Raw genomic sequence first — 21067 nt, forward strand, 5'->3', positions numbered from 1 at the left:
GCCGCGGTTTCCCGACGGTTACATCCTGAACACGCCGAATTGCGGCTTCTCCGGAATCGGTGCTTCGAGGCAGGCGGCAAACGCGAGGCCGAGCACATCGCGGGTCTGCGCCGGGTCGATCACGCCATCGTCCCACAGGCGCGCGGTGGCGTAATAGGGATTGCCCTCATCCTCGTATTTCTGGCGGATCGGGGCTTTGAACTCCTCGGCCTGTTCGTCGGTCCAGCTATCGGCGTCGCGGTGAACGGTGGCGAGGACCGACGCGGCCTGCTCGCCGCCCATCACCGAAATGCGCGCATTGGGCCAGGTGAACAGGAAGCGCGGGCTATAGGCGCGGCCGCACATGCCGTAATTGCCCGCGCCGAAGCTACCGCCGATCACGACCGTCACTTTGGGCACGGTCGCGGTGGCGACGGCGGTGACCAGCTTCGCACCATGCTTGGCGATCCCCTCCGCCTCGTATTTGCCGCCAACCATGAAGCCGGAGATATTTTGCAGGAACAGCAGCGGAATACGCCGCTGGCAGGCAAGCTCGATAAAATGCGCGCCCTTCTGCGCGCTTTCGGAAAACAGTACGCCGTTATTGGCGAGGATCGCCACCGGCATGCCCCAGATATGCGCAAAGCCGCAGACCAACGTGCTGCCGTAATGCTGCTTGAACTCGTGAAATTCGCTGCCGTCGACGAGGCGGGCGATGACCTCGTGCACATCGTAGGGCGCGCGCACATCGTCGGGAATCAGCGCATAGAGATCGTCGGCATCGAATTTCGGCGGGCGCGGATCGCGCAGCTCGATATTCTTCGCCTCGGCACAATTATCGCCGAGATGCGACACGATATCGCGCACGATGGTGAGCGCGTGTTCGTCATTCTCGGCCAGATGATCGACCACGCCGCTTTTCTTGGCGTGGAGATCGCCGCCGCCCAGATCCTCGGCGCTAATTTCCTCGCCCGTCGCCGCCTTCACCAGCGGCGGCCCGGCAAGGAAGATCGTGCCCTGATTGCGCACGATCACCGTCTCGTCGGACATGGCGGGCACGTAAGCCCCGCCCGCCGTGCAGCTCCCCATCACGCAGGCGATCTGCGGGATGCCCAGCGCGCTCATATTGGCCTGGTTGAAGAAGATGCGCCCGAAATGGTCGCGGTCCGGGAAGACCTCGGCCTGGTGTGGCAGGTTCGCCCCGCCGCTATCGACCAGATAGATGCAAGGCAGGCGGTTCTCCTGCGCGATCTCCTGCGCGCGCAGATGCTTCTTGACCGTCATCGGGTAATAGGTGCCGCCCTTCACCGTGGCATCGTTGCACACGATCATCACCTGCCGACCCGAGACGCGCCCGATCCCGGCGATCATCCCCGCGCCGTTGATCGTGTCTTTATACATGCCATTGGCGGCGAGCTGGCCGATCTCGAGAAACGGGCTTCCCGGATCGAGCAGCCGCTCGACACGCTCACGCGGCAAGAGCTTGCCCCGTCCGACATGCCGCTCACGGCTTCCTTCGGAGCCACCCAGTGCGGCGGCAGCAACGGTGGAGCGCAGGTCCGCTGCGAGCGATGTGTTATGCTCGAAGCGCGCCTTTGCGTCGGGCGCCTCCCGGTCGAGCGTGGAAGTGAGAACGGGTGCAGTCATTGGTTTGCCCTAACGCTTCTTGACGAATTCGGCACGCAGGACGAGGCCCTTAATGCCGGGATATTTGCAGTCGATTTCCTGCGCATCGCCGGTCAGCCGGATCGACTTGATGAGCGTGCCTTGCTTCAGTGTTTGGCCCGCTCCCTTCACGTTGAGATCCTTGACCAGCGTGACCTGGTCGCCATCCTGCAGCAGGTTGCCAACCGCGTCGCGGACCTCGACATTTTCGGTCGCAGCCTGCTTTGCTGCCAGCTCCGAAGCGGGCATCCACTCGCCACTTTCCTCGTCGTAGACGTAGTCCTCGTCTGCGCTCACCCCGCCGCCCCGATCAGTTCGCGGCCGATCAGCATGCGGCGGATTTCGTTGGTGCCAGCGCCGATGTCGAGCAGCTTGGCATCGCGCATGTACCGTTCCACCGGCCAGTCGAGCGTGTAGCCCGCGCCGCCCAGTGCCTGAACGCTTTCGGCGGCCACGCGGAAGGCGTTTTCCGATGCCAGCAGGATCGCGCCGGCCGCATCGAAGCGGGTGGTCTTCTCCGCATCGCAGCTCTTGGCCACGGCATAGGTGTAGGCACGCGCCGATTGCAGCGCGACATACATGTCCGCCACCTTGGCCTGCATAAGCTGGAAACTGCCGATGGGCTTGCCGAACTGCTTGCGCTCGCGAAGGTAGGGGATGACCGTGTCGAGGCAGGCCTGCATCACGCCCAATTGCAATCCGGCAAGGACCACGCGCTCATAATCCAGCCCGCTCATCAGCACGCCGACGCCGCCGTTTTCGGGACCCATCACGTTCTCTTCCGGAACGAAGCAATCGTCGAACACGAGCTCGGCCGTGGGCGAGCCGCGCATGCCGACCTTCTCGATCTTCTGGCCGATCGAAAAGCCATCGAAATCCTTCTCGATCAGGAAGGTGGTGATGCCGCGGCTGGCGGCGTCGGGCGAAGTCTTGGCATAGACCACCAGCGTATCGGCGTAAGGCGCGTTGGTGATCCAGAACTTCGTGCCGTTGAGCACATACCCGCCATCGACCTTCTCGGCCTTCGCCTTCATCGAGACGACGTCCGAACCTGCGCCTGCCTCGCTCATCGCCAGGCTGCCCACATGCTCGCCGCTGATGAGCTTCGGAAGGTATTTAGCCTTTTGTTCCGTGTTACCCCAGCGTGCAATCTGGTTGACGCAGAGGTTGGAATGCGCCCCATAGCTGAGGCCCACGCTCGCGCTCGCACGGCTGACTTCCTCGACCGCGATGACATGCTCCAGATAGCCGAGACCGAGCCCGCCATCCTCTTCGTTCACAGTGATGCCGTGCAGGCCCAGCTCGCCCATCTGCTGCCACAGCTCGGACTTCGGGAAGTAATCCTCGCGATCGACCTTGTCTGCCAGCGGAGCGATCTGTTCGTCGGCGAAGCGAGACACGCTCTCGCGGATCATTTCGGCACTTTCGCCGAGCTGGAAATCGAAATCGGGGGTCGCGCGCATGGTCTCTCCTCAAACGCCTCGCGAAAATCGTATGCGCGCGCCGATAGCGGAGCAGGCGGCACTGGGCAAACCGAATAGGCCGGTGGCGCGCGCATGGCCGTTATATACTTTACGAAATTGGCGCTTGCTCCTAGGCGCTTGCTCCCGAAATGTTTCGCAAGGACAACATCCTGTGGCCGGACGGGCAATCACCCTCCGATGCCCATTGCGACGAGGACAAGCGCCTCTCGATTCTGGCCGCCCACGGCACGAAGGGGCTGGTGGACGACCCGGAATTGCAGGAGGTCGTCGACCTCGTCGCGCGGATTTGCGACGCCCCGATCGCGATGGTCACGATGGTCGAAAAGGAGCAGCAGAGCTTCCTGTCCCGCACCGGCCTCGAAGCCCGCGACACTCCCCGCTCGAACAGCTTTTGCGCGCATGCCATGCTGGGGGGGGACCCCATGGTGATACACGATACACTTGAGGACCGGCGTTTCGCCGACAATCCGCTAGTCGCCGGGCCACCGCATATCCGGTTCTATGCCGGCCACCCGTTGATATCGACTGAAGGCGCCCCGCTCGGCGCATTGTGTATCATCGACACCGTACCGCGCGACCACGGGTTGTCGCCACTGCAACGCGAAGCCCTTTCGGTTCTGGCCAAGAGCGTCATGCGACGGATATCCCAGCAGCGGCTGAGCGAGAGCGCCCAGCGAGCACTCGATGTCCGCGAAAGCTATTTGCAGCGCATGATCGACAGCGTGCCGGGCATCGCCTGGTCGGCCGACGAAGATGGCAATTTCGATCATGTGAACGCCCAATGGGAGGAGCTGACGGGTCTTCCCAAACCCCGGGTAGCCGCCGACTGGCGCACTGCGATCCATCCCGAGGACTGGCAGGCGACATCGGGCGAGTTCCTGGCCTCGCTCCACAGCGGCGAGCCGTTCGAATATGAATGGCGCTTGAAACTGGCGGATGGCGGCTACCGATGGATGCTGTCACGGGCAGTCCGGGCCGCGGTCGGTCCCGACCGCAAGCGCTGGTTCGGAACGGTGATCGACGTCGATCGCCAGCACCGTCTTTCCGACACGCGCGACCTGCTGGCAAACGAGCTGTCGCACCGGATCAAGAACATCTTCGCCGTCGTCTCCGGCCTTGTCGCGATCCGTTCGCGCGGGAAACCGGAGGTTGCGGAATTCGCGGCGGAGCTCAATCAGGTGATTCGCGACCTGAATACGGCGCACAATTACGTCCGCCCCGATCACGGACCAACGGCGAACACACTTTCCGGCCTGCTGGCAGACCTGCTTGCGCCCTATGGAACCCCCGGCGAGGAACGGTTCAGTATAAGCGGTCCGGGAATCGCGATCGGACCACGCGCCGCCACGCCGCTGGCGCTGATATTCCACGAACTGGCGACCAATTCCGCCAAATATGGCGCGCTGTCCTGCCCCGAGGGAACCGTGACGGTCGCGGTGGAGGACGATTGCAGCGACACGGGCAATATCTGCGTCACCTGGCGCGAAAATGCGCGAAGCTGCGGCCTACCCGGCGAATCGGATCGCGAGGGCTTCGGTTCGCGCCTGCTGCGCATGGCGGTGGAAGGCCAGCTTGGCGGCACGTTCGAACGCACATATTCGGAGGATGGACTGGACGTGCGCATCGGCTTCCCCCGGTCCGCGGTCGATAGCTGACCCCGCACCGGCCTTGAACCGGTCGCCCGCCTGTGCTTTCGCTGACACCATGCGAAGCAAAGGGGAACACATGCGCCGTTTGCCGGTCCTGGCCGTAGCCATAGCGACGCTTGCCGCGTGCTCGCCCGAAGCTGGTGAAAGCAACGAGGCCGCACACGCCCCGCAAGAGGCTATCACACCTTCGGGCGAACCGGCTCCCGACGCATTTTCCGCCACCGCCTGGCGTGCTCTGGCTGCCGATGGCGCGCGCTACACCACATATCTCGACGCCGATGGCACCTATCGCGATTTGCGCAATGGCGATCCCTGGCAGACTGGCAAATGGAGCCATGCCGACAGCCCACAAGGTCGGCTTCTGTGTTTCACGCCCGATCACGACAATGGCGTCGAGCGCTGCTGGGAGCCGGGCCGGATGAGCGATGGCGCCATGCGCGCGGAAAGCGAGACCGGGCATTCGATCGAACTCGAGCGCGTGGAATACAGCCTGCCTCCCGAGGTCGACGAAGAGCCGTCATGACCGAAACGCCCGGGACGCTGCTTCAGCTATGCGACCTGTGCAAGAGCTATGAGACGACCGACGCGGTGTCCGGAGTTTCGCTCGCCATCGCCCGCGGCGAGTTCGTCGCGCTGGTGGGCGCTTCGGGATCGGGCAAGTCGACGCTGCTGAAAACCGTCAACCGGCTGGTCGAGCCGACATCGGGCACCGTGCGCTTCGATGGCGAACCCATCGCGAACCTGCCCCTCGCCGCGCTCCGACACCGAATTGGCTATGTGTTCCAGTCGATCGGCCTGTTTCCCCATATGACCGTGAGCGAAAACATCGCCATCGGCCCGCGGCTGGTCGGCGAAAAGCTGGCGGCCAGGCGGGTCGAAAAACTTCTCGAACTCGTCGATCTCGATCCCGCCATGGCTACCCGCATGCCCGACGAACTGTCCGGCGGACAGCGCCAGCGGGTCGGCGTGGCCCGCGCGCTGGCGAACGAGCCGCAAGTTCTGCTGATGGACGAGCCTTTCGGCGCGCTCGACCCTGTTACCCGCGACGCGCTGGGCAATCGCGTCCGCGCGCTCCACGAGAAACTCGGCCTCGCGACCGTGATGGTCACACACGACATGGCCGAAGCGCTGCTGCTGGCCGATCGGGTGCTGGTGATGGAGGATGGCAGGATCGTCGCCGACGAAGCCCCGCAAGCTCTGCTCGCCGGGGCGGGGGGCGCAATCGCGCAAGGGCTTGTCGCAGTTCCGCGCGCGCAGGCCGATCGGCTCGCGGAGCTGGCCCGGTGAGCGACATAGGGACCATACTGCTTGGTCTGGGCGACAAGCTGGCAGCGCATGTGCTCCTGTCGGCCGCCGCCATCGCACTGGGCATTGCCGTTGCCCTGCCGCTCGCCATCTGGGCGAGCCGCTCGCCCGCCGTGGCGCGCGCGACGCTGGGCTTCGCCAGCCTCGTCCAGACGATTCCCGCCCTCGCGCTTCTGGCATTGTTTTTCCCGATCCTGCTCAGCTTGCGCGCCGTGTTCGGCGAAGGGCTGCCGACGCTCGGCTTTCTGCCCGCGCTGCTCGCCCTGTCGCTCTATGCCCTGCTGCCGATCCTGCGCAATGCGGTGACTGCGCAGACCAATCTCGATCCGGGCGTGATCGAGGCTGCCGACGGCGTGGGCATGACCTTCTGGCAGCGCTTGCGGCTGGTCGAGGCGCCGCTGTCCGCGCCCTATATCATGGCCGGAATCCGCACCGCGGCGGTCTGGACAATCGGCGCGGCGACGCTGTCGACCACCATTGGCCAGCCAAGCCTGGGGGATCCGATCTTCGCCGGCTTGCAAACGCAGAACTGGGTGCTGGTGCTGGCCGGATGCCTTGCAAGCGCGGGACTGGCGCTGGTGACCGACGCGCTGCTTGGCACCATCGAAAAAGGCCTGGCCTCGCGGCGCCGCTTCCTGACCTGGGGTGGGTTGGCTACCGTCGCGCTGGGCATCCTCGCGGCGCTGGCCATACAGGCCGGTGAAGGCAGGGATGATCGCATCGTGATCGGTGCGAAGGGATTTTCCGAACAGTACATTCTCGCACGGCTGATCGGGCAGCGGCTGGAGGCAACGGGCTATGCGGTCGACTATCGCGACGGGCTGGGCTCGGCTGTCGCGCACCGTGCGCTTTCCACCGGCGCGATAGATGTGCTCGTCGATTACACCGGCACGATCTGGACCAACGAAATGGGGCGCAGCGACAATCCCGATCGCGACACCATGCTCGCCGAGATCGTCGAATGGGAGGACCGCACCAGTGGAACGCGAGTCCTCGGTCGGCTGGGATTCGAAAATGCCTACGGTCTCGCCATGCCGCGCACCGCCGCCGAAGCGGGCGGATTCGAAACCATCGGCGATCTCGCCCCGCGCGCGCAGAGCATGTCCATTGGCGGCGACCCGGAATTCTTCGAACGGCCCGAATGGATCGCGGTGCGCAAAGCCTACGGGCTCCGCTTTGGCGAGCGACGCAATTTCTCGCCCACCTTCATGTATAACGCGCTCAAATCCGGCGAGGCGGACGTGATCGGGGCCTATACATCCGACGGGCGGATCGCAGCCGACGATCTCGTTTTTCTCGACGATCCCGAACGCGCCTTTCCGAACTATGATGCAATTGTCCTGCTCAGCCCGGAAGCGAGCGAAGACGAGGGCATCGCCGCAGCCCTGTCCCCGCTGGTGGGCGCGATCGACGTCGCGGCGATGCGCGAGGCCAATCTCTCGGTTGATCGCGACGAAGACAAGCTCACCTTCGAGGAGGCCGCGCACAGGCTGGCGGAACGCATCGGCCTGTGACCTAGCGCGCCCTGCGCCATAGCTGCGTCCGCCCGCTGGCGCCGATCTGGACGACACCATCCCGTTCCGCAGTCACCCAGCGTCCTCGATCGGTTCGGCGAAAGCCAGCGGTGTTGCGGCGAGCGAAAGGGCGGGGCGCGCGATCAGGCGCTTCATCCGTCAGGTTTCCTCCGCTGACCTTCGGGAAAGCCCGCACCGCGCGGCCAGTCGCGCGCGGTCAGCGCCATGCATTTGAACACATCGCCCATCGCGTCGGGCTGGACCAGCCGGTCGTGCGCCAGCCGAATATCCTCGGCGCGGGCGGGCGATGCTTTCGCGAGAGCCTGCGCGCGCAGGCCGATGCCCATCGCGGTGAGCCATGCGCCCTGCGTCGTGAGCGAGCTGGCCACACCTTCCCGCCGAGCAATCGCATCGAGCGTGGCGAAATCGACATGCGCGCTCAGGTCCATCTCTCCCGGCGCGTCGAACACATCGCATTTCTCATGCGCCTTGACCGCCTGCAAGGTCGACCCGGTTCGCGGTGCCAGATGGCCATAATCGATAAACAGCGCCGCCCCGCCCTGAACGTCGAGCCGCCGGGCCAGCGCCTCGATCAATGCCGCCGCCGCCGGACAGGTTTCGATGACCGTATCGGGCTGTGCGGCACGCTGATTATCCGGAACGGCCTCGGTCATCGGATTGGGGCCGGACACAAAGGCGAACTCGCCCCCCTCCAGCCCGACCATGCGCTCGCGCCAGCCCTGGGCGGTCATCACCAATTGGCGAATCGGGAGCGCGTCGAGGAATTCATTGGCGAGCAGGAAAAGCGGGCGATCCTCCGGCAGCGTATCGATCGAATCGTGGAACCGCGCACCGGCCAGAGTGCCGCCCTGGATTTTGCGCAGTGCTTCCGATCCTTCGACCAGATGCACCTCGGGCCGCAGACCCTGGCTGGCCATGGCGCGCAGCGCATCCCTGGCCAGCGTCCCGCGGCCCGGACCCAATTCGACATAGATCGCGTCGGCCGGACGGCCTGCACGCACCCAGATATCGGCCAGCCACAGCCCGGCCATCTCGCCGAACATCTGGCTGATCTCGGGCGCGGTGGTGAAATCGCCCCCGCCCGATTCCCGTGGCGCCCCCAGCGGGTCGCGGGTGGTGTAATAGCGCGCATTGCTTTCGCCCATATAGCGCGAAACCGGCATCGGCCCGTGGCTGTCGATCAGGCGGCGGAAAACACCCGCAAGCTCGGTAGTGCCTTCGCTCATGCGGCCTGCGGTCTCGCCCCGGCAGCCCCCCCGACGGGAGGTTTGACCAGCGCATACACCATGACCACCAGGCCGATCGCAATCATCGGCAGGCTGAGCCATTGGCCGCGCGAGAGGCCGGTTTCGACCACGACATAGGCGAGGTGCGCATCGGGTTCGCGGAAGAATTCCATCAGGAACCGGCCGAGCCCCATGCCGACGGTGAACAGACCGACCAGCAGGCCGGCACGGTAGCGCGCGCGCGTCTTCCAGAAGAGCGCGAAGAGCAGCAAGCCGAGCAGCAACCCCTCGAACCCGGCCTGATAGAGCTGGCTGGGATGGCGCGCGAGCTGGTCGGGATCGGTCGGGAAGACCATCGCCAGAGGAAAATCGCCTTCCACCGGCCGGCCATAAAGTTCGCCATTGATGAAGTTGGCCAACCGTCCGAGCATGTAGGCGAACGGCACGTTGACCGCGATATAATCGCAGATGCGCAGCCAGTTCAGACCGCCGCGCCAGGCGACCCAGCTGATCGCGACGAGCACGCCGATAACCCCGCCATGGAAGCTCATCCCACCTTCCCACAGCTTGAACAGTTCCACCCCGCCGAACAGTTCGGGCTTGTAGAAGGCCGCATAGCCGAGCCGACCGCCCAGGATCACACCCAGCGTGCAGTAGAAGAACAGGTCGTCGGCATGGCGCTGCGCCATCGGGGCACCGGGCGCCTTGATCATTTTCGACAGGTGCCAATAGGCCAGCAATATGCCGACGAGATAGGCGAGCGAATAGAAGCGCAGCTGGAAACCGCCGATCTCGAAAAGATAGGGCCTGAGGCCGAGATTTTCCCAGTAGATCGGTTCTGCCGCGCCCGATGCAGCCAGTAGTGACAGCAAGTCGTATTCCCCTTAGAGGTGTGTCCAAGGCCGCGACCGGCGACCCATCGGGAGCGGCTTTTGGCATAGCAGGGGTTTTGGGGAAAGCCTGCGTCGAGCCGCAATTCATGCGCGAGCCTCGAACATGAGGCCGTGCGCCGTATTGGAGAGGACACGAAACAACCCATGCCGACACAACTCGATCAGGATATCGACCGGATCACGAAGGCCGTGACCGCGCCCGGCCAGATGTTCGAGCTCACCGAAGTCACCCGCCGCGGCGTGACCATGCCCGCCTTCAAGAACGCCCCGCCCAGCGTCGTCCATTACTTCGCGCATTTCTGCAACGAGAAGAAGGACGAGACCTTCCTTGTCGAAGGCGACCAGAGGATGACCTTCGGCGAGGTCTGGCATGCCGCCACGCATGTAGCCCACAGCCTGGCCACCGAGCATGGCATCGAGAAGGGCGATCGCGTCGGCATCGCCGCGCGCAATTCGTCCAACTGGATCGTCGCCTATATGGGCATTCTGATGGCCGGCGGCTGCGCAACGCTGCTCAACGGCTGGTGGACGGGCGAGGAACTCGCTTATGGAATCAAGCTTTGCGAATGCAAGCTGGTGCTGGCCGATCCGCAGCGTGCCGCACGTCTCGAAGATGAAGACCACCCGGCCAGGGTCATCGTGTTCGACCATGGCGTTCCGTCCCAAGGCCTTGCCTCGGTATGGGCCGCAGGCGACACGGCGATGAAGATGCTCGGCCAGATCGGGCCTGACGATCTGGCAACCATCCTCTACACGTCGGGATCGACCGGCCACCCCAAGGGGGCCTATTCGGACCATCTCGGGGTCGTCTCGGGCACGATGAACTACGTCTGCCAGACCGCGATGATGCTGCAATTGCTGACCGAGCGGGGCGAGGCTCCCACGGTCCAGCCATCCGCTCTGGTCGCGGTACCGCTGTTCCATGTGACCGGCGAGGTCCCGCTGTTCCTTCAGAGTTTCGCCATGGGCCGCAAGCTGGTGCTCATGCCCAAGTGGGATGCGACCGAAGCGCTGCGCCTGCTGGCCGAGGAACAGATCACCTATTTCGTCGGCGTTCCGCTGATGAGCTACGAGATCGCGGTCCATCCCGAGCGCGAGGAATACGACCTGTCGCAATGCAAGACCTTTGCCGGTGGCGGCGCGGCGCGGCCCATCGAACACGTCAAGAAGATCAAGGACGCCTTTCAGGACGGCTATCCGGTTTTGGGTTACGGCCTGACCGAAACCAACGGCGTGGGCGCGGGCAATCTCAACGAGAACTATCTCGCCAAGCCCAGCAGCACGGGCATGCCCTCGCTCCCGCTGGTCGACATGGCGATCCTCGACGATGACGGTACACCGCTGGAACAGGGTGTGATCGGCGAGGTTTCGATCCGTTCGGTGTGCAACTTCCTTGGCTATTGGAAGGACGAGGACGCGACCAGGGCCGCCTATTCGGACGAGGCCTATTTCCGTACCGGCGATCTCGGCTATCTCGACGAAGACAATTACCTGTTCATCGTCGACCGCAAGAAGGACATCATCATCCGCGGCGGCGAGAATATTTCCTGCCTCGAGGTGGAAGAGGCGATCTACGCGCATCCCGCGGTTGCGGAATGTTCGGTCTTCGGCCTTCCCGACGAACGCTTCGGCGAAATTCCGGCCGCCGTCTATCACACGCATGAGGGAAGGGACCTCACGCCCGAGGACCTGCAGGAATTCCTGCATGAGCACATCGCCGCTTTCAAGGTTCCGACGATCATGTGGCGCAGCGAGGAACAATTGCCGCGCCTGGGCACCCAGAAGGTCGACAAGCGCACAGTCAAAGCGACCTTTGCCAAGGAGCATCTCGCCGCTTGAGCCTGGCCCGTATCCCCCGACAACGCGCGATCATCGACAGGCGCAAGCTTGCCTCCGCGATCGAAAGCCTTGTCGCGGAGCATGGCGACAAGGCGCGCCCGCAGATCGTCGACCTGCTCAAGACCGCTCTCAACGAAGGGCGGACGGAGCTTGCACGACGTCTGGAGGACAAGCCATCCGCCGGGCATGAGAATGCGGGCGGATTCGCGTTCCTGATCGACCAGCTGATCCGGGTGATCCACGATCACGCGACCGCCCATCTCTATCCCAGCGCGAACCGTTCGCAGGCCGAGCGGCTCGCAGTCATGGCGGTGGGCGGGTATGGGCGCTCCGAAATGTCGCCGCATTCGGATGTCGACATCGCCTTCCTGGTAGGCGGCCGGAAAACCGCCTGGTGCGAACAGGTGGTCGAGGCGATGCTCTACCTCCTATGGGACCTGGGCCTGAAGGTCGGCCATTCCACGCGCACGCTCGATGAGGCGATGCGGCTGGCGAAGGGCGACCTCACCATCCGCACCGCGCTGCTCGAGGGGCGCTATGTCTGGGGCGATCAGGGCCTTTACGATGAAGGATCGCGGCGGTTCACCATGGAGGTGGTACGCGGCAATGAACGGGCCTTCGTTACCGAGAAGCTCGCCGAACGCGACGCCCGCCACAAGCGGATGGGCGACAGCCGCTATGTCGTCGAACCCAATGTGAAGGACGGCAAGGGCGGCCTGCGCGACCTCCACACGCTCTACTGGATCGGCAAGTTCATCCACCGCGTGCGCACTGCGTCCGAACTGGTCGATGTCGGGCTGTTCACCCGCGCGGAATATCGCAGTTTTCGCAAAGCGGAGAACTTCCTCCTCGCGGTGCGCAGCCACATGCATGTGATTACCGGCCGCGCCGAGGACCGGCTGACCTTCGACCTCCAGCGCCGTATCGCGGAACGGATGAACTTCGCCGAGCGCCCGGGCAAGAGCGCGGTCGAGCGCTTCATGCAGTTCTATTTCCTGCAGGCGAAGCGCGTCGGCTCGCTCACCGGCGTGTTTCTGGCGCATATCGACGAGCAGTTCGAAGCCAAGACTGCCCGACGCGGATTTTTCGCCGGGTGGAAAGCCAGGTCGCGGCAGATCAAGGGCTACCGCGTCCATGGCGGCAAGATCGGCGCGCCATCGGACGACTGGTTCAAGCGAAGTCCGGTGCGGCTGATCGAGATCTTCCAGCTGGCAGAAGCGGAAGGGCTGGAAATTCATCCCGAAACCATGCGGCAGGCGAACCGCGACAGCGGGTTGATCGACAACGCGATCCGCGAAGACGAGCGCGCCAATGCGCTGTTCCTCGATCTGCTATGCGGTCGGAACGATCCCGAAACAGTGCTGCGCTGGATGAACGAAGCGGGCGTGTTCGGGAAATTCGTGCCCGATTTCGGCAAGGTCAACGCACAGATGCAGTTCGACATGTACCACCATTACACGGTGGACGAACACACAATCCGCGCGATCGGCCTGCTGAACCGCATCGAGAAGGGTGAACTGGCCGACGACCATCCGCGCGCCACGCGGCTGATCCACAAGGTCGGCTCGCGCCGCGTCGCCTATGTCGCCGCGCTACTGCACGATATCGCCAAGGGGCGCGGGGGCGACCATTCGGTGCTGGGTGCCGAAGTCGCTCGCGAACTTTGCCCTCGGTTCGGGCTGACCGAGAGCGAAACCGAGATGGTCGCCTGGCTGGTGCTCAATCACCTGCTGATGAGCCACACCGCGCAGAAGCGCGATCTGACCGATCCCAAGACGATCGAGGATTTCGTGGCGCAGGTACAGAGCGCCGAGCGGCTGCGCCACCTCGCCATTCTGACGGCAGTCGATATCCGCGCGGTGGGTCCGGGTACCTGGAATAGCTGGAAGGGCCAGCTTCTGGGCGAACTTTACGATATATCGAGCGAACGGCTTCGTCTCGGCCATATGCGTCATGGCCGCGAGCAGACGATCGCCCATAAGCAGGCCGAGGTGGTTGAACTGCTGGACGCCAAGGCCGGACTGGTCGAGAATCTGGCCGAGACGATGGGGGATGCTTACTGGATCGCGGAGCCGCCCGACATCATCGCGCTCAATCTCGTCCATTATTCCGCCGCGCGCGAGCAGGAACACGAGCTGTCGATCCACTGCGAATATTACGAGGCACGCGGCGCGACACTGGTGACGGTGATCGCCGCGGACCACCCCGGCCTGTTCTATCGCATCGCCGGGGGTATCCATCTGGCGGGTGGAAACATCATCGATGCACGCATCCACACCACGCGCACCGGCTGGGCACTCGACAATTTCCTTGTTCAGGACCCGCATGGCGATCCCTTTGCCGAAGAGGGGCAGCTCGAACGGCTCAAGACCAGCATCGCCGATGCGCTGGCCAACAAGGTCGATCTCGCCCCGCGCCTGGCGCAGCGCCCGCTGGCGCACAGCCGCGCGCGCGCCTTCGATGTCGCACCGCGCGTGCTGTTCGACAACAAGGCCTCGAACCGCTTCACGGTGATCGAAGTGAATGCCCGTGATCGCCCGGCGCTGCTGAACCGGCTGGCCCGCGCGCTGTTCGAAAGCCGGCTAGTGGTCCATTCCGCCCATATCACCAATTATGGCGAGCGCGCGGCCGACACGTTCTACGTGACCGACCTGACCGGAGGAAAGCTGGAGCCGGGCGAGCGGATGAACCGCATCGAAGCGCGCCTGATCGAAGCCGCCAGCGACGCCACGCAGGACCGGCTGGAAAACGCGTGATGAATCGTCCTACCGCTTCGCTACTTGAGGACGGGGATATTCCTCCCCCCCCCCCACCGCGTCTCTGCTTGAGGGTGGGAAGCTTTCTCCTCCCTATCGCTTCGCTACTTGAGGGTGGGGCTAGGCGGGTTTGCCGCGCTCTCCGAACAGGGCCGTGCCCACCCGCACATGCGTCGCGCCCAGCCTGATCGCGGTTTCGTAATCCCCGCTCATGCCCATGCTGCGGCCATCCAGCCCATGATCGCGGGCAAGCTTGTCGAGGAAGGCGAAGAAGGGCGCGGGCTCGATATCGAAGGGCGGAATGCACATCAGGCCTGCCACCGGGATATCGGCGCCTTGCGCCTGTTCGAGCAATGCAGGCAGTTCGGCGACCGGGCAGCCGCCCTTCTGGTCTTCCTCGCCGACATCGACCTGCACGAAACACGGCACACGTTTGCCGAGCTTGTCCATCGCCTTGGCGAGCGCCTTCACCAGACTAGGCCGATCGAGTGAGTGGATCACGTCGAACAATGCCACGGCGTCCTCCGCCTTGTTCGATTGCAATTGGCCGATGAGGTGTAGTTGCACCGCCGGATGCGCCTCGCGCAGCGCGGGCCATTTGCCTTGCGCTTCCTGCACCCGATTCTCGCCGAAATGGCGCTGGCCTTCGCGCAGCAACGGCTCGATCGCCTCTGCCGGATGCGTCTTGCTGACCGCGATCAGCGTGACCTCCGAGGGTTCGCGGCGAGCGATCTTGCAGGCCTTGACGATATTCGCCTGCACCTTCTGAAGCGGAGTCTCTGCCTTTTCCATCACGCCGCGCTATACCGTGTGCGTGACACGAAACCAGTCCCTCCCCCTATTGTGGTTGCTTAGCGACCAGCGCAACGATGCGGGGCTGGAGGGCGCGCTGCGCGCATTGCCGAGAGGATCCGGCTTCGTATTCCGCCACTATCACCTCGATCCTGCGGCCCGGCGCGCCCGTTTCGACGAACTGGCCGATCTGGCGCGCCAATTGGGGCATATGGTAATTCTGTCCGGCGAGGAGGACTGGGGGGCGGATGGATGTTACGGCGTTCCCGAGCGCCTTGGGCAAGGGCTGCGCCTCGCCACGGCGCATGATGGAAAAGAGCTTCAGGACGCCATCGCCGCGCGGGCGGACGGCATTTTCCTCTCGCCGGTCTTTCACACGGCCTCGCATCCGGGCGGTGCGACCCTCGGCGTGCACGGCTTCCATGTTCTCGCGCAGCAATCGCCGGTCCCGGTCATCGCTCTGGGCGGTATGACTCCCGAACGAGCTCGCGAGCTCGATTGGCCACGCTGGGGCGCGATCGACGGACTCGGTTCATCTCCGACCGAAGGGAAGCAAGGGCGCCCCCCGCCCGCGGCGACTGCAAGGAGCGAGGATAGCCAAGTGAGCGGATGCGAACGCCGGCGCTTGAGGCGAACCGAAACAGACGCCGCTTGACCTCGGAGTCCCCGAGGATTCATACTGTGCGCTCTCGACGGATCAGGGGAACCCACATGGCTTCGCGCGCAAGCGCAGCACCCGATTGGCGCGCGGCCTTCCGCCGCTCCTTCCGCCGCGCCACGCATATGGCCGGCGCGGGGCTGCTGTTCATGCTGCTCGTCTTTCTGACGCTGTCACTGGCAAGCTACACGCAGACCGACCCCAGTCCCTCGACCGCTGCCAGCGGCGAGGATATCCGCAACTGGATGGGCGCCAGCGGTGCCTGGGCCAGCGAACGCGCGCTCAATTTCCTCGGCCTTCCGGCAGTGCTGCTATTACCCCTGCTCTACATCTCCGCCCGCAGGCTGTGGTCCGGGGTCGAGCAGGAGGATGAGGAAGCAACACCGGGCCGCTGGTGGGGGCCTTTCGCCATGCTGCTGGCCGCCATCGTGCTGCTCGGCACGGTGCTCGCGCTGATGGTCGATCCGGCGACCGGCAACCTGCCCGCCGGGGTCGGCGGCCTGTTCGGCCAGCTCGGCGGCTTGTCGATCGAGGCGGTGGCCGAACGCTTCGGCGGCGATTTCGCCGGTTGGATCGTGCTGGCGCTCGCGCTGGTGGCGCTGGGCGGCGGGATCGCGCTGGTCACCCGCGTCTTCGCGATCGACTGGGCGCAGTTCCTCACCCTGCCCGATTTCGTCAAGCGCAAGGCGCGACTGCCCGAACTCGACCTGCCACTGGGGCCAAAGAAACAGAAACCTGCCAAGCAGCCGCTGGGAGATGAGGAAGATACCGAACCGGTCGCCATGCGCGAGCCGCGCCGGGCGCCCGAGATCGCCGATCCCGCGCCTACTCCGGCGCAGCCCAAGCCGGCCAAGGCGAAGCAGCGCGATATGTTCGCCAACTACCAGTTGCCGAGCCACGACCTGCTCGACGACGCGCCCGACAGCGCCGCGCCGAAGCTCGACAAGATGGCGCTCGAACGCAATGCGCGCCTGCTCGAAAACGTGCTCGACGATTTCAACGTCAAGGGCGAGATCACCGCCGTACGCGCCGGCCCCGTGGTGACCATGTACGAGCTTGAGCCTGCGCCCGGCATCAAGGCCAGCCGCGTCGTCGGTCTGGCCGAGGATATCGCGCGCAATATGTCCGCGATCTCCGCGCGCGTCTCGCCCATTCCGGGCAAGACCGTGATCGGGATCGAACTGCCCAATGCCGACCGCCAGATGGTCAGCTACAAGCAGCTCGCCAATTCCGCCGCCTTCGTCGATAGCCGGGGCAGCCTGCCGATGATTCTCGGCAAGGATATTGCCGGCGAGCCGATCGTGGCCGACCTTGCCGCCATGCCCCATCTGCTGGTCGCGGGTACGACGGGTTCTGGTAAATCGGTCGGCCTCAATGCGATCCTGCTGTCGCTGCTCTATCGCTTCACGCCCGACGAATGCCGGTTGATCCTGATCGATCCCAAAGTGCTCGAATTGAAGAGCTACGACGACATTCCGCATCTCCTCAGTCCGGTGGTGACCGAACCGCACAAATCGGTCCGCGCGCTCAAATGGGCGGTGGAGGAGATGGAAAAACGCTATCGCATGATGAGTAGCGTGAACTCGCGCAACATCGCGGGCTTCAACGAAAAGGTGAAAAAGGCGGCCGAGAAGGGCAAGCCGCTCGGCCGCCGGGTGCAGACCGGCTTCGATCCCGAGACCGGCGAGGAACTCTACGAGGAAGAGCAGCTCGATTACGAGCCGCTGCCGCTGATCGTGCTGATCGTCGACGAGCTGGCCGACCTCATGGTCACGGTCGGCAAGGAAATCGAGGTGCTGATCCAGCGCCTGTCGCAGAAATCCCGAGCCGCCGGCATCCATTTGATCATGGCGACGCAGCGCCCCAGCGTCGATGTCATCACCGGCGTCATCAAGGCCAACCTGCCCACCCGCATCAGCTTCAAGGTGACCAGCCGGATCGACAGCCGCACGATCCTGGGCGAACAGGGCGCCGAGCAGCTGCTGGGCAAGGGCGACATGCTCTACAAACCCAATACCGGCGCGATGATCCGCGTGCACGGGCCGTTCGTATCGGACGAGGAAGTCGAACGAGTGGCCGATCACTGGCGCGCGCAGGGCAAACCGGATTATGTCGACGCGGTGACCGAGGAACCCGAGGACGGCGGCTTCAATTTCGAGGACGAATTCACCGCTTCGGACAATCCCGACGAGCGCAAATACCGCCAGGCCTGCCAGATCGTGATCGAGAACCAGAAAGCCTCCGGCTCCTGGCTGCAACGCCAGATGGGCGTCGGATACAACACTGCGGCGAAATGGATCGAGCGAATGGAAGCCGAGGGTCTGGTCGGCCCCGCCAACCATGTCGGTCGGCGCGAAATCTTCCGCGACCAGGACGGCAATCCGATCTAGCCCCTGGCTGCGGCACCAGCAATCGGCGCGCACCGCAAATTTGGCACGACTTCCGCGCTTTATGCCGCTAAGCCGCGCGGCCATGGCTACCGTGACAGACACTGCTGCCAGCGCCCCGCCCCCGAAAGAAACGGATGGTGACGGCCAGGCCAAGCGCCGTCCTATCAGCCGCTGGACGATCCTGCGCGCGCTGGCCGAGATGCGCATGTGGTGGCGCGACGGGGTGATCGCCGATCTCGACCATGTCGCCACCATCGAACGGGTGCGCGGCGAATCGCTGCTCACCAGCCGCTATATCTTCATGACCGCGATGAGCGCCGGGATCGCCATACTCGGCCTGTTGCTGTCCTCGCCCGCAGTGGTCATCGGCGCCATGCTGCTCTCGCCGCTGATGAGCCCGATCATCGGCACCGGATTTTCGCTGGCGACGGGAGATGCCAACTGGCTGAGGCGCTGCGGGAAGGCACTGGCCGCAGGCTCGCTGTTCGCAATCCTGTTCTGCGCCCTGATCGTATTCCTTTCGCCTTTGCAGACGGTGACCGAGGAAATCGCCTCGCGTACCCGCCCGAACCTGTTCGATCTGCTGGTGGCGCTGTTTTCGGCGCTGGCAGGCTCCTATGCAGTGATCCGCGGGCGCGAGGGCACGATCGTGGGCGTGGCCATTGCCACCGCCTTGATGCCGCCGCTCGCCGTGGTCGGCTTCGGTCTGGCAACGTTCAACTGGACGGTGTTCGCCGGCGCGCTGGGCCTGTTCATCACCAACCTGGTGACCATCGGCCTCACCGCTGCGGTCATGGCACGCCTTTATGGCTTCCAGTCGGGTGTGACGAACCGTCAGGGACGGTTGGCATCGATCATCATCCTGACGGTGTTCGTCGCCATGGCCATACCGCTCGGCTTTTCGTTACGGACAATCGCTTGGGAGGCGAATGGGCAGCGAATCGTAAACCACGAGGTTTCCGAAGCCTTCACCAATCGCGCGCGGGTGGAACAGCCGGTCGTCAACTGGGATACCGATCCGGTGACGGTATCGGCCAGCGTGTTCACACCCGAATTCAACGCCGATGCCGATACAGAAGTGGCACGTCGACTGGAGCAACGGCTGGGGCGCGCCGTCGTCGTCAATATCGACCAGTTCCAGGTCGGCACCGATCCTGGCGCGGCGGAACAGGCGGCACTGGCCCGCGCCCGCGCCCGCGAAGCCGCGGAGGCCAGCGAACGCCAGATCGCCGCCTTGGCGCGCAGTCTGGCGCTGATCGCGGGGGTCGAGCGCAAGGATGTCCTGCTCGACCGCGAGAACAAGCGCGCCCAAGCCACCGCGCAACCGCTCGAAGGGCTGACCCTGGCGGGCTATCGTGAATTGGAGCGCAGGCTCGAACGCACGGTGCCCGGCTGGACGGTCGAATTGCGGCCTCCCCTTGCCGCATTGCCCGAAGTGACGGTGGGCGAGGATGGCCTCGATGCCGAGAATGCCACGCGGCTGGCGCTGATCGGCTGGGCAGCGAAGCGCACCGGCTTGCGCATTACCCTTTCCGGCAGCGACGAGGCGCTCCACGAGCTGAATGCGGTGCTTGGAGAGGACGCCCGCTTCGTCGACACGCGCAGCGAGGGCCAAGGCAATGCGGTGAGCGCCGCCTGGTCGACCACGACCGCCCGTTAAACCGACAGGGATAGCGGCGGGCTTGCCCGCGCCTGGTTGCAGTTGTAACGGGCGGGCGCACATTAAGGAGTCCTCCCCATGCTCATCGGCAGCCCCAAGGAAATCAAGAATCACGAATACCGCGTGGGCCTGACGCCCGAGAGCGCGAAAGAACTCGTCATGCAGGGGCATGAGGTGTGGATCGAGACCGAGGCGGGCTGCGGCATCGATGCGACTGACGAGCAATATGTCGCCGCCGGCGCTAAGATCGTCGACGGGCCTGACGCGATCTTCGCCGAATGCGAGATGGTGGTGAAGGTCAAGGAGCCGCAGGCGGTCGAGCGCAAGAAGCTGCGCGAGGGCCAGATCCTCTACACCTATCTCCACCTCGCTCCCGATCCGGAGCAGACCAAGGACCTTGTCGACAGCGGTGTCACCGCCATCGCTTACGAGACCGTCACCGGTCCGCGCGGCCAGCTTCCGCTCTTGAAGCCGATGAGCCAGGTCGCCGGGCGAATGAGCGTGCAGGCGGGCGCGACCGCGCTCGAAAAGGCGCATGGCGGGCGCGGCGTCCTGCTGGGCGGCGTGCCGGGCGTGATGCCGGGCAAGGTCGTGGTGATCGGCGGCGGCGTGGTCGGCTTCAACGCCGCGCAGATGGCGGTCGGCCTCGGTGCGGACGTCACCATCCTCGACCGCGATCCCGAAGTTCTGGAAAAAGTCGGCACCCATTTCGAAGCGCGCGCGAGCACGCGCTTTTCCAACGCCGCCAATCTCCATGACGCCGTGTGCAATGCGGATCTCGTCATCGGCGCGGTGCTGATCCCAGGTGCTGCGGCCCCCAAGCTGGTGACGCGCGACATGCTCAAGGATATGCAGAAAGGCGCGGTGCTGGTCGATGTCGCGATCGACCAGGGCGGATGTTTCGAAACATCGAAGCCGACCACGCATGCCGATCCGACCTATGTGGTCGACGACATCGTTCACTACTGCGTCGCCAACATGCCGGGCGCGGTAGCGCGTACAAGCACCTATGCGCTGAACAACGTCACTCTGCCGCATGCTCTGCGTATCGCGCGGATGGGCTGGAAGGACGCGCTGGCTGCCGATCCGCACCTTGCCGAAGGCCTCAATGTTCACAAAGGCGAAGTAACCTATGAAGCGGTCGCCAGCGAGCTTGGCTACGACTATCGGCCGGTGGCGGAGCTCACCCGGTAATTCATGGTTACGGTGATATAGGCCGGCGTTAACGCTTTGGCT

Annotated in this window: 16 protein-coding genes; 10 read left to right on the top strand and 6 right to left on the bottom strand. The window is 64.5% G+C overall.

Annotated elements, in window-relative coordinates:
* Positions 1-18: 18 nt before the first annotated feature.
* Genes L5849_RS08830 through L5849_RS08840 form a run of 3 tightly spaced genes read right to left on the bottom strand, consistent with a single transcriptional unit; the run spans position 19 to position 3107 of the window.
* Positions 19-1626 carry a carboxyl transferase domain-containing protein gene (locus L5849_RS08830; RefSeq protein ID WP_236925290.1) on the bottom strand — a complete coding sequence of 536 codons (1608 nt, stop codon included), beginning with the start codon at positions 1624-1626 and terminating at the stop codon, positions 19-21.
* A 9-nt stretch (positions 1627-1635) separates the two neighbouring features.
* Complete coding sequence (locus L5849_RS08835; RefSeq protein WP_115415349.1) at positions 1636-1941, bottom strand: alkylphosphonate utilization protein; 306 nt, start codon at positions 1939-1941, stop codon at positions 1636-1638.
* Positions 1938-3107 carry an isovaleryl-CoA dehydrogenase gene (locus L5849_RS08840; protein WP_236925291.1) on the bottom strand — a complete coding sequence of 390 codons (1170 nt, stop codon included), beginning with the start codon at positions 3105-3107 and terminating at the stop codon, positions 1938-1940. Before L5849_RS08840 ends, L5849_RS08835 begins: the two co-directional genes overlap by 4 nt.
* A gap of 149 nt (positions 3108-3256) precedes the next feature.
* Here L5849_RS08840 and L5849_RS08845 point away from each other — a divergent pair, with 149 nt between their 5' ends.
* From L5849_RS08845 to L5849_RS08860, 4 genes are all read left to right on the top strand, one after another.
* Positions 3257-4783 carry a sensor histidine kinase gene (locus tag L5849_RS08845; protein WP_236925292.1) on the top strand — a complete coding sequence of 509 codons (1527 nt, stop codon included), beginning with the start codon at positions 3257-3259 and terminating at the stop codon, positions 4781-4783.
* A gap of 70 nt (positions 4784-4853) precedes the next feature.
* Positions 4854-5300 (top strand): hypothetical protein, encoded by a 447-nt coding sequence (locus L5849_RS08850; protein WP_115415352.1) that lies wholly within the window; start codon positions 4854-4856, stop codon positions 5298-5300.
* On the top strand, positions 5297-6064 hold the full coding sequence (locus L5849_RS08855; protein ID WP_236925293.1) for an ATP-binding cassette domain-containing protein: 768 nt from the start codon (positions 5297-5299) through the stop codon (positions 6062-6064). Before L5849_RS08850 ends, L5849_RS08855 begins: the two co-directional genes overlap by 4 nt.
* Positions 6061-7596 carry an ABC transporter permease/substrate-binding protein gene (locus L5849_RS08860; RefSeq protein ID WP_236925294.1) on the top strand — a complete coding sequence of 512 codons (1536 nt, stop codon included), beginning with the start codon at positions 6061-6063 and terminating at the stop codon, positions 7594-7596. Before L5849_RS08855 ends, L5849_RS08860 begins: the two co-directional genes overlap by 4 nt.
* A gap of 152 nt (positions 7597-7748) precedes the next feature.
* Here the strand turns inward: L5849_RS08860 and L5849_RS08865 are convergent, their stop codons facing one another.
* The gene (locus L5849_RS08865) at positions 7749-8843 is read right to left on the bottom strand and encodes a class I SAM-dependent methyltransferase (RefSeq protein WP_236925295.1); all 1095 of its coding nucleotides are present in this window, start codon (positions 8841-8843) and stop codon (positions 7749-7751) included.
* Positions 8840-9715, bottom strand: a complete 876-nt coding sequence (lgt, locus tag L5849_RS08870; protein ID WP_236925296.1) for a prolipoprotein diacylglyceryl transferase — start codon at positions 9713-9715, stop codon at positions 8840-8842. Before lgt ends, L5849_RS08865 begins: the two co-directional genes overlap by 4 nt.
* Positions 9716-9880: 165 nt before the next feature.
* Between lgt and L5849_RS08875 the strand changes: the two genes are divergently transcribed.
* On the top strand, positions 9881-11575 hold the full coding sequence (locus L5849_RS08875; RefSeq protein ID WP_236925297.1) for a class I adenylate-forming enzyme family protein: 1695 nt from the start codon (positions 9881-9883) through the stop codon (positions 11573-11575).
* On the top strand, positions 11572-14331 hold the full coding sequence (locus L5849_RS08880) for a [protein-PII] uridylyltransferase (RefSeq protein WP_236925298.1): 2760 nt from the start codon (positions 11572-11574) through the stop codon (positions 14329-14331). The genes L5849_RS08875 and L5849_RS08880 overlap by 4 nt, the downstream gene beginning before the upstream one ends.
* A gap of 120 nt (positions 14332-14451) precedes the next feature.
* Here L5849_RS08880 and L5849_RS08885 read toward each other — a convergent pair whose 3' ends face one another.
* Positions 14452-15123: a YggS family pyridoxal phosphate-dependent enzyme gene (locus L5849_RS08885; RefSeq protein ID WP_236925299.1), complete on the bottom strand. Its 672-nt coding sequence runs from the start codon at positions 15121-15123 to the stop codon at positions 14452-14454.
* 22 nt (positions 15124-15145) lie between these two features.
* Here L5849_RS08885 and L5849_RS08890 point away from each other — a divergent pair, with 22 nt between their 5' ends.
* From L5849_RS08890 to ald, 4 genes are all read left to right on the top strand, one after another.
* Positions 15146-15778 carry a thiamine phosphate synthase gene (locus L5849_RS08890; protein WP_368735730.1) on the top strand — a complete coding sequence of 211 codons (633 nt, stop codon included), beginning with the start codon at positions 15146-15148 and terminating at the stop codon, positions 15776-15778.
* A gap of 56 nt (positions 15779-15834) precedes the next feature.
* The gene (locus L5849_RS08895; RefSeq protein ID WP_236925300.1) at positions 15835-18171 is read left to right on the top strand and encodes a DNA translocase FtsK 4TM domain-containing protein; all 2337 of its coding nucleotides are present in this window, start codon (positions 15835-15837) and stop codon (positions 18169-18171) included.
* A gap of 82 nt (positions 18172-18253) precedes the next feature.
* Complete coding sequence (locus L5849_RS08900) at positions 18254-19831, top strand: DUF389 domain-containing protein (protein WP_236925301.1); 1578 nt, start codon at positions 18254-18256, stop codon at positions 19829-19831.
* Between the two features lie 78 nt (positions 19832-19909).
* Positions 19910-21025, top strand: coding sequence for an alanine dehydrogenase (gene ald / locus L5849_RS08905; RefSeq protein ID WP_115415361.1), 1116 nt, complete (start codon positions 19910-19912; stop codon positions 21023-21025).
* Positions 21026-21067: the final 42 nt, after the last annotated feature.

It is taken from the genome of Erythrobacter sp. SN021, assembly GCF_021864455.1.